At 58.6% G+C, this 13,806-nt stretch carries 13 protein-coding genes and 1 pseudogene; 7 read left to right on the forward strand and 7 right to left on the reverse strand.

All coding sequences use genetic code 11. The features are described from left to right. Positions 1-141: 141 nt before the first annotated feature. Entirely contained in the window at positions 142-765 is a 624-nt protein-coding gene (locus HKK57_RS16935; protein WP_029294411.1) for a TetR/AcrR family transcriptional regulator, read from the reverse strand. Between the two features lie 133 nt (positions 766-898). Between HKK57_RS16935 and HKK57_RS16940 the strand changes: the two genes are divergently transcribed. Next, the gene (locus tag HKK57_RS16940; protein WP_029294413.1) at positions 899-1,954 is read left to right on the forward strand and encodes an MBL fold metallo-hydrolase; all 1,056 of its coding nucleotides are present in this window, start codon (positions 899-901) and stop codon (positions 1,952-1,954) included. Positions 1,955-2,130: 176 nt separating this feature from the next. Next, complete coding sequence (locus HKK57_RS16945; protein ID WP_169390453.1) at positions 2,131-2,832, forward strand: amidase family protein; 702 nt, start codon at positions 2,131-2,133, stop codon at positions 2,830-2,832. A gap of 22 nt (positions 2,833-2,854) precedes the next feature. Here the strand turns inward: HKK57_RS16945 and HKK57_RS16950 are convergent, their stop codons facing one another. The 6 genes and pseudogenes from HKK57_RS16950 to HKK57_RS16975 form a co-directional block, all read right to left on the reverse strand. Further along, positions 2,855-3,229 (reverse strand): helix-turn-helix domain-containing protein, encoded by a 375-nt coding sequence (locus tag HKK57_RS16950; RefSeq protein ID WP_029294417.1) that lies wholly within the window; start codon positions 3,227-3,229, stop codon positions 2,855-2,857. A 124-nt stretch (positions 3,230-3,353) separates the two neighbouring features. Beyond that, positions 3,354-4,304 (reverse strand): hypothetical protein, encoded by a 951-nt coding sequence (locus HKK57_RS16955; RefSeq protein ID WP_029294419.1) that lies wholly within the window; start codon positions 4,302-4,304, stop codon positions 3,354-3,356. Between the two features lie 118 nt (positions 4,305-4,422). Further along, positions 4,423-5,076 (reverse strand): HAD-IB family hydrolase, encoded by a 654-nt coding sequence (locus tag HKK57_RS16960; protein ID WP_029294421.1) that lies wholly within the window; start codon positions 5,074-5,076, stop codon positions 4,423-4,425. Between the two features lie 72 nt (positions 5,077-5,148). Continuing rightward, a pseudogene (locus tag HKK57_RS16965) lies at positions 5,149-5,325 on the reverse strand (HNH endonuclease); the annotation flags it as partial. A gap of 88 nt (positions 5,326-5,413) precedes the next feature. Continuing rightward, positions 5,414-6,664, reverse strand: coding sequence for a ribonucleotide-diphosphate reductase subunit beta (locus HKK57_RS16970; protein WP_092237666.1), 1,251 nt, complete (start codon positions 6,662-6,664; stop codon positions 5,414-5,416). Between the two features lie 497 nt (positions 6,665-7,161). Continuing rightward, a complete protein-coding gene (locus HKK57_RS16975) occupies positions 7,162-7,431 on the reverse strand; it encodes a DUF2790 domain-containing protein (protein ID WP_092237663.1) in 270 nt (89 codons plus the stop codon). A 393-nt stretch (positions 7,432-7,824) separates the two neighbouring features. Between HKK57_RS16975 and acs the strand changes: the two genes are divergently transcribed. From acs to HKK57_RS17000, 5 genes are all read left to right on the forward strand, one after another. Continuing rightward, complete coding sequence (acs, locus tag HKK57_RS16980) at positions 7,825-9,780, forward strand: acetate--CoA ligase (protein WP_029294430.1); 1,956 nt, start codon at positions 7,825-7,827, stop codon at positions 9,778-9,780. 626 nt (positions 9,781-10,406) lie between these two features. After that, entirely contained in the window at positions 10,407-11,192 is a 786-nt protein-coding gene (locus HKK57_RS16985) for an ABC transporter substrate-binding protein (RefSeq protein ID WP_169390454.1), read from the forward strand. Positions 11,193-11,283: 91 nt separating this feature from the next. Next, on the forward strand, positions 11,284-11,973 hold the full coding sequence (locus tag HKK57_RS16990; RefSeq protein WP_029294434.1) for an ABC transporter permease: 690 nt from the start codon (positions 11,284-11,286) through the stop codon (positions 11,971-11,973). Beyond that, positions 11,970-12,668 carry an ABC transporter permease gene (locus HKK57_RS16995; protein ID WP_029294436.1) on the forward strand — a complete coding sequence of 233 codons (699 nt, stop codon included), beginning with the start codon at positions 11,970-11,972 and terminating at the stop codon, positions 12,666-12,668. Before HKK57_RS16990 ends, HKK57_RS16995 begins: the two co-directional genes overlap by 4 nt. Position 12,669: 1 nt before the next feature. Next, on the forward strand, positions 12,670-13,782 hold the full coding sequence (locus HKK57_RS17000; RefSeq protein WP_029294438.1) for a succinylglutamate desuccinylase/aspartoacylase family protein: 1,113 nt from the start codon (positions 12,670-12,672) through the stop codon (positions 13,780-13,782). Positions 13,783-13,806 lie beyond the last annotated feature (24 nt).

A 13,806-nucleotide genomic window follows, 5' to 3' on the forward strand; every position in this document is an offset into this window, starting at 1 on the left:
AAGGCCATTTACGCCAGATGAGAGGCGAATATTGTCATTGATTTACGCAGGAATAATCAGTGTCCTTCCAAGCCATTTGCGTGGAGATCCACAGGGATTAGGGCAAAAACGACCTGCTGCGTCGTATTGCGACACGGGGGCTTATCGGGGGCAGGTAGCAATCTCGTAGCCGGCCAGGAACAGATCCATCGCCGATTCAATCACGTTGGCCTGGGTGGCGGCGTCCAGGGTAGGTTGGCCGAGGGTGATTTGCGGCCAGAAGGCGAACGCCTTGAGCAGGCTTTGCACCTGATGGGCGGCAAAACACGGGTCGACCGGCTTGAGCCGCCCGTCTTCCTGGGCGGCACGTACCCACAAAGTGAACCCCTCTTCGCGCTCGCTCAGGCGATTGACGATGTCCTGTGCGCGTTCCGGGGAATGGATGGTCGCGGCAATCGCCACCCGGGCCAGATCGAGGAAGTTGGCGTCCGACATCATTTTCATCTTTGCTTGCAGCAATACGCGCAATTGGTCACGCAGGGGTTGTTGGCTGCAGTAATTGACATCCAGTTGCGCCACGCTGCTGGCCCACAGCTTATGCAGGATCTCGGTGAACAACTCCTCTTTGCTGGGGAAGTGGTTGTACACCGTACGCTTGGATACGCCGGCGGTGGCGGCGATTTTGTCCATGCTAGTGACCTCGAAGCCGTTGTCGCGAAACTCGGCGATGGCCGCTGCCACGATGGCTTCGCGTTTGCGGTCGGTGAGGCGTTGAGGTGCAGTCATGGGGCTTTTCGGCTCTGGGAAGAAAATTACACTCGGTAGTTTACTTGGTCCGGGTTTTGTTGCAATCTTGAAACTACACTGTGCAGTGTAGTTGTTGATCTGCATCAGCAGAACGTACCGGAGTCACTCTGTAATGGCCACGATTTCTAACCGCCTCGACACCCCCTCGGCAGCGCTCAAACCATCCGAGCAGCAGCAAGGTCACTTCAACAATCATGCGCCGGTCAACCGAGCTGGCTTTGGCAAGACCCTGAAGATTTTCTGGAAAATGCTTTTTCACAAGCCTCGCAGTACGCGGCCCGTGGGGGAGATTCCGGTGCAGCGCCTGACGCGCGAGCAACTGCTCAGTGCCCCGGATCACAGTGTGTACCGCCTGGGGCACTCCACCGTACTGCTGAAAATGCGCGGCAAGTTCTGGCTGACCGATCCGGTGTTCGCCGAGCGTGCTTCGCCTTTCAGTTGGGCGGGGCCCAAGCGCTTTCACCAGCCGCCCATCAGCCTTGAGGATCTGCCGCCGATTGAGGCGGTGATCCTGTCGCACAACCATTACGACCATCTGGACCGCCAGGCCGTCGTGCAGCTGGCCGCCAAGACCCGCTATTTTCTCGCACCACTGGGCGTCGGCGACACCTTGATCAAATGGGGCGTTGCGCAAGACAAGGTGCGGCAGCTGGATTGGTGGCAGGCCACTGAAGTGGAGGGCATCCGTTTTGTCGCCACCCCAGCCCAGCACTTTTCCGGACGTGGTCTGTTTGATGGCAACCAGACACTTTGGGCATCGTGGGTAATGATCGAGGGTACCCGGCGCATCTTTTTCAGTGGCGACACCGGTTATTTCGATGGCTTCAAGCGTATTGGCGAGCAGTACGGGCCATTTGACCTGACGCTGATGGAGACGGGTGCCTACAACGTCGACTGGCCCCATGTGCATATGCAGCCTGAACAAACCTTGCAGGCCCATATCGATCTGAAGGGGCGTTGGTTGCTGCCGATCCACAACGGCACCTTTGATCTGGCATTCCATGCCTGGCATGAGCCGTTTGACCGCATCATGGCCCTGGCGTGGGAGCGTAATGTTGCGATTACCACGCCAGCCATGGGGCAGGCTTTCATGCTGGCTGCACCTGAGCGCGGCCATGCCTGGTGGCTGGATGTCGAGGCCCAGGCGGCGCAACCGCTGGTGAGTTGACGGGGTTTGCAATGCGCTGTCGGTGAAAGGGCTTTCAAGGTGTTTCCGCCTTGAGAACCGACTGGAAAAGGATGCGATGATCTCGGGAAAGTCATTTCCTGGGAGTGGGCTTGATGGAGGAAAAATGTAGGAAGATCTTGGCGCCAGGTGCTTCCTGTTCTGGGGGAGTACCGTCGATGCTCAACATCCTGGACACAGCACCTTGTGCACTGAACCCCTCGGCTGGAACGACGGACAATAAGGCGCCGCCTCGGGGTGGCATTGAGTTCCAGCCTGCGGCAACGCCTGTTGTCCAGGGCCCCAGGTTCGATATTCCGGGGCCGATGATGAAGACCGTGCGTGATCCGTCGTTATCACTCTTGGCCCTGAGTGGCGTCGATCCCGTGGGCCCGGTTATGGTGGAAGTCCCGCCCGTCATGGAAAACAATGCCGCGAAATCAGCTCCTGCCCTGGCCGATTGGCGTATCGGTTATGCCGACGAATACCTGCGCAACAATGCACGTGAAATGGTGGAGCACTCCAGCGTATTTCTCCAGGCCTTGGAGGTGTTACGGGCCGCCGGTGCTGAAGTGGTGCCAGTGCTGGCGCTGCTACCGGATTCCACTGCACATTTCACCTTGGCGTCCAGCAACGAGATCGATGAGCGGGTGAGCGAGCATCGCCTCGACGCGCTGGTGTCCGATGGCCAAAGCCCGGCTTTCCATGGCTTCTGCAAAACCGGATACCCAGGCGTGTGCCAGATATTCCACGACGATCTGCATGGCACCAAGGTCGTGCTCTGGTTCTACGGTGCCCGCTGGGCACGGGAATCACTGTCGGCCTTGATACGGGTTTATCAACAGGCGATGCAGGCACGTGCCGACATACCCGGCAGGTGAACCTGCTGCGTGGCCAGTGAGCCTATGCGCCGTTGGGATGCGGCGTGTTCGACGATGTTGCGCCCAGCAGCCGCGCAATAAGGCTGCGGCGGCCCGGTTCGGCACCAGCCTGTGACGCTTGGGAGCGGCGTCCACTCATACCCCACCCCGGCGCAAAACCCGGGAAAAACACCAGGCCTTCGTGCTCCAGGCGAAACGCCAGGGCGATGCGGATGGCGTCGTCCACCTCATGATGGCTTTCAAAGCGTTGTATGGCGTCAACCCCAACCCCGGCGTGCCGGGCCAGGTCTTCCCGGCTCCAGCCCAGCAAAGCGCGTGCTTGCACACTGTGCCGTGGGGTGAACTGATGAAGGACGATTTGCTGATCTACGGTGGTGCTCACTGCCAGAGAGGACATGGGGTTTCTCCAGGATGCCGACGGGGGAGGACAAACTATACTGTGTTTTTGTACAGTTGTTTTGACCGTTCATCAACTGGTTCACTTCCCCCGTGGCCGGCCCTTGATTGGCGGGCGCTTCAGGTCATTTCTCCTCCAGACCCGGTGCCTCGCGGATAAGCAGGTGGTCCAGGTTCTGGATATCGGCACTGAACACCCCGAATGTCTGCTCGGGGTTTTTCTTGCTCGGCACCTGTTTCAACTCCGGCGTCACGCCATAAAAGAAGCAATACAAGGGGCGCTCACTGTCTACGGCGGCCTTGATCTGCTCCAGGAACGCCTTGCGCTTGCGGTAGTTCTCGATCAGCTTCTTGTTCAGGTACACGTTGACGGAGTAGGGCTTCTTGTCGAGCCACACCTTCTTTTCGAAGTCGATGCGAAAGCTGCTGGTGTAGTCCTTGATTGCCTTGATCCGGCCCCAGTAGATCAAGCCTTTGTTGTCCTGCAGGTATTCGATTTTCTTGAAAAACGCCCAATAGGTCGCGGTCTGCTCAGCGATCTTCAGCGGCATGCCCTTGAGCTTGTCCTTATTATCGATGTTGGACACGTAGCATTCGACCGGGTGTGCGAAGACGCTGGTCTTGTCCGGGGTGGTTTCGCTGGCACTGTGGGAAGTATTGGAGATTCTCGAGGGCTCTTTCGCCGGAGCCTGCGGGATAACGTCTGTGGCGCCTTGGATAGCTGCCTTGCGTTCGTACTGACGCCGAGTCAGGACAAACTCCGATGGGAAGTTCTCCTCGCGCCCATCCTCGGTTTCTCCTGCCGTGGCTTTGTGACTGGCATAGCGGCAGCCCTCGATATGCCGGGTGCTGGGCAGGTTCTTGAAATGCGGGGTGCGCAGGTAGTTGACGTTCTTGCCATTGAACGTGCCCAGTACATTGCCCGCCGCAAACGCCGCACGGCAGTCATCGTTGGGGCACAGGAAGCTGTCCTTGTCGGAATCGAAGGCGGCGGTTTCGTCGAAATTCAGGTCGCGCACGTCATAGATCGACAGCTTTTCATCCAGGCTCAGGCAATAGGCTGTGTCGAACTTCATCGCAGGCGGATCCGTAGGAAGGTGCGCTATTAATAGCGGGATCGCGGCGGTACTTCAAACATCCATCGGCACTCCACTGTGTAGGGGCGTGCCTACCCCTACAAGAGAGCGCCTGCGATTACCGGGCTTTCAGCTTCGGCTTGCCACGGCGCTTGGCCGAATGAAAATGCCGCCAATGGGCATCCTGCGCCGCTGCCAGCAACTCGCGATCGCCGCGCGTGTCACCCCAGGCCCTGAGCCGATACTCAGCCAAGTCGCCATAAATCGCCTCGAGGCGCAGCACCTTGTTCTCACAGCGGCAGTTGTTGCCCGTAAGGCGCCCACTCAACACCCCATCGACTACCTCAAGCTCAGTGCCGATCAGCTTGATCCCCAGCCGATCAGCAAAAGGCTGCAACACGATTGCCGGCGACGCCGAGCACAGCGTCACCTCGGCGCCGGAGCCAATCTCGTCGGCCACCGACTGCAGGCCGGCAGGACGCATCAGCTTGTTCCAGGAGGCCTTGCAGTACTCCTCGGCTTTTTGCTGGACCCAAGCCTTGTCCACACCGGTCATAAAGGTGCGAATCAACTGGGCCTTGAGCTCATCGCGGCTCATCTGGCGCAACAGGAAGCGCACGCCAGGCAGTGCGAGCTTGAGCATCCTGCGGTTGAATTCCTGCTTGCCGAAAGCAAACTTGAGGAACGGCACAAAACTGTCGTGGCGGGTCAGGGTGCCGTCGAAGTCGAAGACTGAAAGTACCTTGGCGCCCACTGGGCCGGCTTCTAGCATGTCTGGGTTCACGGGGTGGCCTCGGTCCTATCTACTATTTTTTTGGAATGCATACGCTGTGACCGCAGGAGTCTACTCGGATATCAATCTATCGATTTTCGAGTAAAACCCTGTGGTGAATTCATCCCGATCAGTCGACCGGTAACAACGCTGATGGCAATTGGGGCACAAGGCTACAGCATTGGAGATGGGATCCGAACCCTTCCGGGCCAGGTGCTTGAGGTGATGTACTTCAAGAAATGGCAAACCGCCCACTGTTGATGCGCCGTGACCGGCCCCCATAAAAAAAGCCCTGGGTGCGACCCCAGGGCTTTTTCATGTCGCGACTATGCGCCGATCAATCCCAGCTCAACGCCCCGCCAGTCTGATACTCGATCACGCGGGTCTCGAAGAAGTTCTTCTCTTTCTTCAAGTCCATGATTTCGCTCATCCACGGGAACGGGTTGGTGGTGCCTGGGTATTCTTCCTTCAAGCCGATCTGCGACAGACGACGGTTGGCGATGAACTTGAGGTAGTCCTCCATCATCGCTGCGTTCATGCCCAGCACGCCGCGCGGCATGGTGTCGCGTGCGTATTCGATCTCCAGCTGGGTCCCTTGCAGGATCATCTGGGTCGCTTCTTCCTTCATCTCGGTATCCCACAGGTGTGGGTTTTCGATTTTGATCTGGTTGATCACATCGATGCCGAAGTTCAGGTGCATCGACTCATCGCGCAGGATGTACTGGAACTGCTCGGCCACGCCGGTCATTTTGTTGCGACGGCCCATGGACAGGATCTGGGTGAAGCCGCAGTAGAAGAAGATGCCTTCCAGCACGCAATAGTAGGCGACCAGGTTGCGCAGCAGTTCCTTGTCGGTGTCGACGGTGCCGGTTTCGAACTTCGGATCGGAGATCGAACGGGTGTACTTCAGGCCCCAGGCGGCTTTTTTAGCGACCGATGGGATCTCGTGGTACATGTTGAAGATCTCGCCTTCATCCATGGCCAGCGATTCGATGCAGTACTGGTAGGCGTGGGTGTGGATCGCCTCTTCGAAGGCCTGGCGCAGGATGTACTGGCGGCACTCCGGGTTGGTGATCAGGCGGTACACGGCCAGCACCAGGTTGTTGGCCACCAGGGAATCGGCGGTGGAGAAGAAGCCCAGGTTGCGCATGACGATGCGACGTTCGTCGTCGGTCAGGCCTTCGGGGTTTTTCCACAGGGCGATGTCGGCGGTCATGTTGACCTCTTGCGGCATCCAGTGGTTGGCGCAGCCGTCGAGGTACTTCTGCCAGGCCCAGTCGTACTTGAACGGCACGAGTTGGTTGAGGTCGGCGCGGCAGTTGATCATGCGCTTTTCGTCGACAGCGACACGGGCGGAAGCGCCTTCGAGCTCGGCCAGGCCTTCGGCAACGTCGAGTTTGTCCAAGGCAGCCTTGGCCCGCACGATGGCGGCGGAGTCATTGGCGGTCACGGCGCGGGCTTCGATGGCAGCGGCGGCGCCGGCACCGTCGAGGCGGTCCATGTTGGCTTCGGTGGCGTGGCCGGCGTTGGCGCCTTTGGCGGCTACTTCGCCTTCTTCTTCTTTGTCGAATTCGTCCCAGCTCAGCATGACGTGTCGTCTCCTGCGTGAGGGCCAATGGTGCCCGTGTGAAACCGGATGGTTGGGTGTTCACACGGCCCAAGGGCCGCGGTGGATCTTTAAGGAATCGTTTGTTGCAACAGCTCGCGCAGGCATTAAACGGAATAGGGCTACGGGTACTCTGCATGATGCCTGAGGGGCGGAGCGACGGTGTCGTACTCCTGCGGGGCCTCAGGTCTGGCTCGTTACCCCCGTGTAAAGGGATATTGCAGGCCCGATTTACCCGCGCATTATAGGGAAAAATTTGGCTTTGTGTTGCGGCGGATAGCCTCAGCCAAGGGCCAAAATGAGGGTATTTCCGGCCGGGGTGCGGGTTTACAAGGGTTTGCCGGGGTAGGATTTTTTTGACGGGCGGTGAGGTATTTTTGGAGCAGGGGGCAAGGCGAGGATTTTGCGGGTGTTTCTTTGCCGCAAGGACAATTCCTTGCGGCGAACATTGCCAGGATAGGTTTCAACTAACTAATTAATTATCCGTTAGAACAACCGTTACCCATGACTTTGTAATTAAGGATATGCCGCTGGCCTTGGTGATCTTCATATTCCATGCGCGCTGGAACAACTTCGCAGACATTCGGAATGGAACTCATGGATACCACCTTGGCAATATCCAGATCAGTGGAGTAGGTGTATTCCTCAACAACGGCGGTGCTCTGGCTGGCTACGTCAGTCGGGATCTCGTCGGCCAGGGCTGCGGTAGCGCACAGGCTGGCAAGGGCCATAACTAATAAAGCTTTCATTTCCAATTTACCTTTTTACAGTCGAAGGGGGTCACGGGGCCCTTGTGAGGTCACGTGTGTAACTTGAGTAGTGAGTTCGGATTAACGTGCCTTCGTGGGGGCTGCAACTTGGTTAATCACGGTGCCTTGTTGGCGAGGCCGATTTTAGGCGCCTGGGTTGCATTCATATACCCGTGCTTTTGATAAACACTATTGGTGGTTTTCGTAACAATCCACGACAGAGGTTTTTTGCAGTGTTGCAAAATGCGCTACAGGCGCCGAGCCAGAGCGCTGCAAGGGGATATCAGGGTAATTTGTAGGGGCTTGTTACTACCATCGTCGAATGGTTCTATAGGCCTACCCCGGCTAAAACAGGGGCATACAACAACAACTATTGTCACCGAGGTAAGAAAGATGAGTGCGGCTTCCCTGTACCCCGTTCGCCCCGAAGTAGCAGCCAACACGCTGACCGACGAGGCGACCTACAAGGCCATGTACCAGCAGTCGGTGGTCAACCCCGACGGCTTCTGGCGCGAGCAAGCCAAGCGTCTTGACTGGATCAAGCCTTTCACCACGGTCAAGCAGACCTCGTTCGACGACCACCATGTGGATATCAAATGGTTCGCTGACGGCACCCTCAACGTTTCCTACAACTGCCTGGACCGTCACCTCGCCGAGCGTGGCGACCAGGCAGCGATTATCTGGGAGGGCGACGACCCTTCCGAGAGCCGCACCATCACCTACCGCGAACTGCATGAACAGGTCTGCAAATTCGCCAACGCCCTGCGTGGCCAGGATGTGCACCGCGGCGACGTGGTGACCATCTATATGCCAATGATCCCCGAAGCCGTGGTCGCCATGCTGGCCTGTACCCGCATCGGCGCGATCCACTCGGTGGTGTTTGGCGGCTTCTCCCCTGAAGCCCTGGCCGGTCGCATCATCGACTGCAAATCCAAAGTGGTGATCACTGCCGACGAAGGTATTCGTGCCGGCAAGAAGGTGCCGCTCAAGGCCAATGTCGACGATGCGCTGACCAACCCGGAAACCAGCAGCATCCAGAAAGTCATCGTGTGCAAGCGCACCAATGGCCAGATCAAGTGGAACCAGCATCGCGACATCTGGTACGAAGACCTGATGAAAGTGGCGGGCACCGTCTGCGCGCCAAAAGAGATGGGCGCCGAAGAAGCGCTGTTCATCCTTTATACCTCCGGTTCCACCGGCAAGCCCAAGGGCGTGCAGCACACCACCGGCGGCTACCTGTTGTATGCGGCCCTGACTCACGAGCGCGTGTTCGACTACCGTCCGGGCGAAGTCTACTGGTGCACCGCCGACGTCGGCTGGGTCACTGGCCACACCTACATTGTCTACGGCCCGCTGGCCAATGGCGCGACCACGCTGCTGTTCGAAGGCGTGCCGAACTACCCGGATATCACGCGGGTCGGGAAAATTGTCGACAAGCACAAGGTCAATATCCTCTACACCGCGCCGACCGCGATCCGCGCGATGATGGCCTCTGGCACCGCCGCCTGCGAAGGCACCGATGGCAGCAGCCTGCGCCTGTTGGGTTCGGTGGGTGAGCCGATCAACCCGGAAGCGTGGGACTGGTACTACAAGAACGTCGGCCAATCCCGTTGCCCGATTGTCGATACCTGGTGGCAGACCGAAACCGGCGCAACCCTGATGAGCCCATTGCCGGGCGCCCACGCGCTCAAGCCGGGTTCGGCGGCACGTCCGTTCTTTGGCGTGGTGCCAGCGTTGGTGGACAACCTGGGCAACATCATCGAGGGCGCTGCCGAAGGCAACCTGGTAATCCTCGATTCGTGGCCGGGCCAGGCGCGCACGCTGTATGGCGACCATGACCGTTTCGTCGACACTTACTTCAAGACCTTCCGTGGCATGTACTTCACCGGCGACGGTGCGCGTCGCGATGAAGATGGCTACTGGTGGATCACCGGCCGCGTGGATGACGTGCTCAACGTTTCCGGGCACCGCATGGGTACCGCCGAAATCGAAAGCGCCATGGTTGCCCACCCGAAAGTCACCGAGGCCGCCGTGGTCGGCGTACCGCACGACATCAAGGGCCAGGGCATCTATGTGTATGTCACCCTGAAAAACGGTGAGGAGCCGACCGAAGCGCTGCGCCTGGAGCTGAAGAACTGGGTGCGCAAGGAGATCGGCCCGATTGCATCCCCGGACGTGATCCAATGGGCACCTGGTTTGCCAAAGACCCGTTCGGGGAAAATCATGCGCCGTATCCTGCGCAAGATTGCCACGGCCGAGTATGACGGGTTGGGGGATATCTCCACCCTGGCCGATCCAAGCGTGGTGCAGCATTTGATTGATACCCACAAGACCATGAACGTCGCGTAAGCGGGTTTATGGGATCAAGCCCCATTCGGCGTAGGCCGGGTGGGGCTTTTTTGTGGGAATTTGAATATGAAATAGGGTCGATGTGGGAGCTGGCTTGCCTGCGATAGCGGTGGGTCAGTTTCAAATGGGGTGGGGGAGCTGACAGACCGCCCTCAGCACCAAGCCAATAAATATCGGTTTATCTAGTAGGACGTTTCTGAATGTTACCCCGCGGTGCAAATGTGTAACCTTGCGCCCAAACATGAGGCAAAGTGCTACATCCGCGCCCCGAAAACGCCCGTTTTAGACGCCCGGTAAAATTAGATCAAACGCTACACTTGCCGGAATAGAAGGGTTTGCGAATAATAGGCCCGCAATTTGCAGCGTTAATAGGTTTAATATCTTTTGCCTCTGCATAAAAATCAGAGGCTGTCAATGTGTTGGGGTCGCTTTCTCGGTGCTTCTGTAAATTGTTGTCGCATTGAGGAAATATCGGCTTCCGGCCTGTCGTTAGAATGCCGATCACTCGCTCGTCGTCGCCATGTTCAACTGGTGTAGGACGCAGCACCGCTATTCGGTTTCACTCAGTCGCATCGTGGGCCATGGCTCATACTGCTGTTTTTGTCCTATACCGATGGAGTCCCAAGATGAAGAAACTCGTGCTGTTGGGCGCCCTGGCGCTGTCCGTGCTGTCCATGCAGGCCTTCGCTGAAGAGAAGCCGCTGAAAATTGGTATCGAAGCAGCCTACCCTCCGTTTGCCTCGAAGGCGCCGGATGGCAGCATCGTCGGTTTTGACTACGACATCGGCAACGCCCTGTGCGAAGAGATGAAGGTCAAGTGCACCTGGGTCGAGCAAGAATTTGACGGTCTGATCCCGGCCCTCAAAGTACGCAAGATCGACGCGATCCTGTCGTCCATGTCCATCACTGACGACCGCAAGAAGTCCGTGGACTTCACCAACCGCTACTACCTGACCCCAGCCCGCCTGGTGATGAAGGACAGCGTAACCGTCAGCGACAGCCTGGTTGAGCTCAAGGACAAGAACATCGGCGTACAGCGCGGTTCGATCCACGACCGTTTCGCCAAGGAAGTCCTGGCGCCTAAAGGTGCGACCATCGTTCCTTACAGCACCCAGAACGAAATCTACCTGGACGTGGCTTCCGGTCGCCTTGATGGCACCGTGGCCGATGCGACCCTGCTCGAAGACGGTTTCCTGAAGACCGACTCTGGCAAAGGCTACGCGTTCGTAGGTCCTGCGTTCACCGACGCCAAATACTTCGGTGATGGCATCGGTATCGCAGTACGTAAAGGCGACAAGGCCAACCTGGACCGCATCAATGCTGCCATCGCCGCGATCCGCGCCAATGGCAAGTACAAAGAAATCGAGAAAAAGTATTTCAACTTCGATATTTACGGCGCTGACGCCAAGTAAACCTTCGCAGTTGTCTGTCCAGAATGGCGCAAGCACCAGGGTCTCTGAAGTTTGCGCCATTTTTTCATCCGCCTTTTCGAGGACCTGAATCATGTTGAAAGGCTACGGGGCCGTTATCCTCGATGGCGCATGGTTGACGCTTCAGCTCGCCTTGTCGTCCATGGCCTTGGCCATTGTTCTGGGTCTGATCGGGGTTGCATTGCGCCTGTCGCCGGTACGCTGGCTGGCTTGGCTGGGTGACCTGTACTCCACGGTGATCCGCGGGATCCCCGACCTGGTGCTGATCCTGCTGATTTTCTACGGCGGCCAGGACCTGCTCAACCGCGTCGCGCCGCTACTGGGCTACGACGACTATATTGACTTGAACCCCTTGGCCGCCGGCATCGGCACCCTGGGTTTCATCTTTGGCGCCTACCTGTCGGAAACGTTCCGCGGTGCGTTCATGGCCATCCCCAAGGGGCAGGCCGAAGCGGGCATGGCCTATGGCATGAGCCCGTTCCAGGTGTTTTTCCGGGTGATGGTGCCGCAGATGATCCGGCTGGCAATCCCCGGCTTTACCAACAACTGGCTGGTATTGACCAAGGCCACTGCGTTGATTTCGGTGGTGGGCCTGCAAGACATGATGTTCAAGGCCAAGCAGGCGGCAGATGCCACCCGCGAACCTTTTACCTTCTTCCTCGCAGTGGCGGCGATGTACCTGGTGATCACCAGCGTCTCGTTGCTGGCCCTGCGTTATCTTGAGAAGCGCTACTCGGTAGGCGTAAAGGCGGCTGATCTATGATCTTCGACTACAACGTCATCTGGGAGGCCATGCCGCTGTACCTTGGCGGCCTGCTGACCACCCTCAAGCTGCTGTTGATTTCGCTGTTTTTCGGCTTGCTCGCTGCCGTCCCCCTGGGGCTGATGCGGGTGTCCAAGCAGCCGCTGGTCAACGGCGCGGCCTGGCTCTACACCTACGTGATCCGCGGTACACCGATGCTGGTGCAACTGTTTTTGATCTACTACGGCCTGGCCCAGTTCGAAGCCGTGCGCGAGAGTTTCCTCTGGCCGTGGCTGTCCAGCGCAACGTTCTGTGCGTGCCTGGCCTTTGCCATCAACACCAGCGCCTACACCGCCGAAATCATTGCCGGTAGCCTCAAGGCTACGCCCCACGGCGAGATCGAAGCAGCCAAGGCCATGGGCATGTCGCGCTACAAGCTGTACCGCCGCATCCTGCTGCCTTCGGCCCTGCGCCGGGCGTTGCCGCAGTACAGCAACGAAGTGATCATGATGCTGCAGACCACCAGCCTGGCCTCCATCGTCACCCTGATCGATATCACCGGTGCCGCACGTACGGTCAACGCCCAGTACTATCTGCCGTTCGAAGCCTATATCACCGCTGGCCTGTTCTACCTGTGCCTGACGTTCATCCTGGTGCGCCTGTTCAAATTGGCCGAGCGTCGCTGGTTGAGCTACCTGGCTCCACGGAAGCACTGATATGGAACGCATCGATCACGTACTGCCCTGGGGCCACTTGGGCTGCGAGCGCCAACTGACGGTGTTCCGTTTCGGCCACGGCGAGCGCAAGGCGTATATCCAGGCCAGCCTGCACGCCGATGAATTGCCGGGAATGCGCGCGGCCTGGGAGCTGAAAAAGCGCCTGGTCGAACTGGAGCAGCAGGGCGCCCTCAACGGGGTGATCGAGTTGGTGCCGGTGGCCAACCCGATGGGCCTCGGCCAACTGCTGCAAGGCAGCCACCAGGGGCGTTTCGAGATTGGCAGCGGCAAGAACTTCAACCGTGACTTCGTGGAGTTGAGCGAGCCGGTTGCGGCCTTGCTGGAGGGCAAGCTGGGGGATGATCCCCACGCCAACGTGCGCATGATCCGCCAGGCGATGAGCGACACGCTCAACGCGCTGCCTGAGCCGAGCAGCCAGCTGCAAGGCATGCAACGGGTATTGCTGAGCCACGCCTGCACCGCCGATGTGGTCCTCGACCTGCACTGCGACGCCGAAGCCGCGCTGCACATGTACGCGCTGCCCCAGCACTGGCCACAATGGCGTTCGTTGTCGGCGCACTTGAATGTAAAAGTCGGCCTGTTGGCGGAAGACTCCGGTGGCAGTTCGTTTGATGAAGCCTGCTCGCTGCCCTGGCTGCGTTTGTCGCGGGCGTTTCCCGAGGCGCAGATTCCCCTGGCGTGCCTGGCGACAACCCTGGAGCTGGGTGGCCAGGCCGATACCGGACGCGACGAGGCCATCTTCCATGCCGAAGGCATCCTCGCGTTCCTCGCCGAGCAGGGCCTGATCAACGGTGAATTTGCGGCGCCGCAATACGAACCGTGTGAAGGCGTGCCCTTCGAGGGCACCGAATTGCTGTTTGCACCCCATGCCGGAGTGATCAGTTACCTGCGTAAGGCCGGTGACTGGGTGGAAACCGGCGAACCGATTTTTGAAGTGATTGACCCTGTGGCCGACCGCGTCAGCATTGTCTGTGCCGGCACCTCGGGGGTGTTGTTTGCCGTTGAACGGCTACGTTATGCCCAAGCGGGTTTCTGGCTGGCCAAGGTGGCGGGGCGCGAAGCGCTGCGTCACGGGCGCTTGCTCAACGACTGACCAACTGTTTTTGTGAGAACCGAC

Source organism: Pseudomonas sp. ADAK21, from assembly GCF_012935735.1.
In the GTDB taxonomy this organism is placed as follows: domain Bacteria; phylum Pseudomonadota; class Gammaproteobacteria; order Pseudomonadales; family Pseudomonadaceae; genus Aquipseudomonas; species Aquipseudomonas proteolytica.

Excerpts from the sequence above, each read along its gene's own strand:
- HKK57_RS16935 (WP_029294411.1), bottom strand. The coding sequence starts at position 765 with ATGACTGCACCTCAACGCCTCACCGACCGCAAACGCGAAGCCATCGTG.
- HKK57_RS16940 (WP_029294413.1), top strand. The coding sequence starts at position 899 with ATGGCCACGATTTCTAACCGCCTCGACACCCCCTCGGCAGCGCTCAAA.
- HKK57_RS16945 (WP_169390453.1), top strand. The coding sequence starts at position 2,131 with ATGCTCAACATCCTGGACACAGCACCTTGTGCACTGAACCCCTCGGCT.
- HKK57_RS16950 (WP_029294417.1), bottom strand. The coding sequence starts at position 3,229 with ATGTCCTCTCTGGCAGTGAGCACCACCGTAGATCAGCAAATCGTCCTT.
- HKK57_RS16955 (WP_029294419.1), bottom strand. The coding sequence starts at position 4,304 with ATGAAGTTCGACACAGCCTATTGCCTGAGCCTGGATGAAAAGCTGTCG.
- HKK57_RS16960 (WP_029294421.1), bottom strand. The coding sequence starts at position 5,076 with ATGCTAGAAGCCGGCCCAGTGGGCGCCAAGGTACTTTCAGTCTTCGAC.
- HKK57_RS16970 (WP_092237666.1), bottom strand. The coding sequence starts at position 6,664 with ATGCTGAGCTGGGACGAATTCGACAAAGAAGAAGAAGGCGAAGTAGCC.
- HKK57_RS16975 (WP_092237663.1), bottom strand. The coding sequence starts at position 7,431 with ATGAAAGCTTTATTAGTTATGGCCCTTGCCAGCCTGTGCGCTACCGCA.
- acs (WP_029294430.1), top strand. The coding sequence starts at position 7,825 with ATGAGTGCGGCTTCCCTGTACCCCGTTCGCCCCGAAGTAGCAGCCAAC.
- HKK57_RS16985 (WP_169390454.1), top strand. The coding sequence starts at position 10,407 with ATGAAGAAACTCGTGCTGTTGGGCGCCCTGGCGCTGTCCGTGCTGTCC.
- HKK57_RS16990 (WP_029294434.1), top strand. The coding sequence starts at position 11,284 with ATGTTGAAAGGCTACGGGGCCGTTATCCTCGATGGCGCATGGTTGACG.
- HKK57_RS16995 (WP_029294436.1), top strand. The coding sequence starts at position 11,970 with ATGATCTTCGACTACAACGTCATCTGGGAGGCCATGCCGCTGTACCTT.
- HKK57_RS17000 (WP_029294438.1), top strand. The coding sequence starts at position 12,670 with ATGGAACGCATCGATCACGTACTGCCCTGGGGCCACTTGGGCTGCGAG.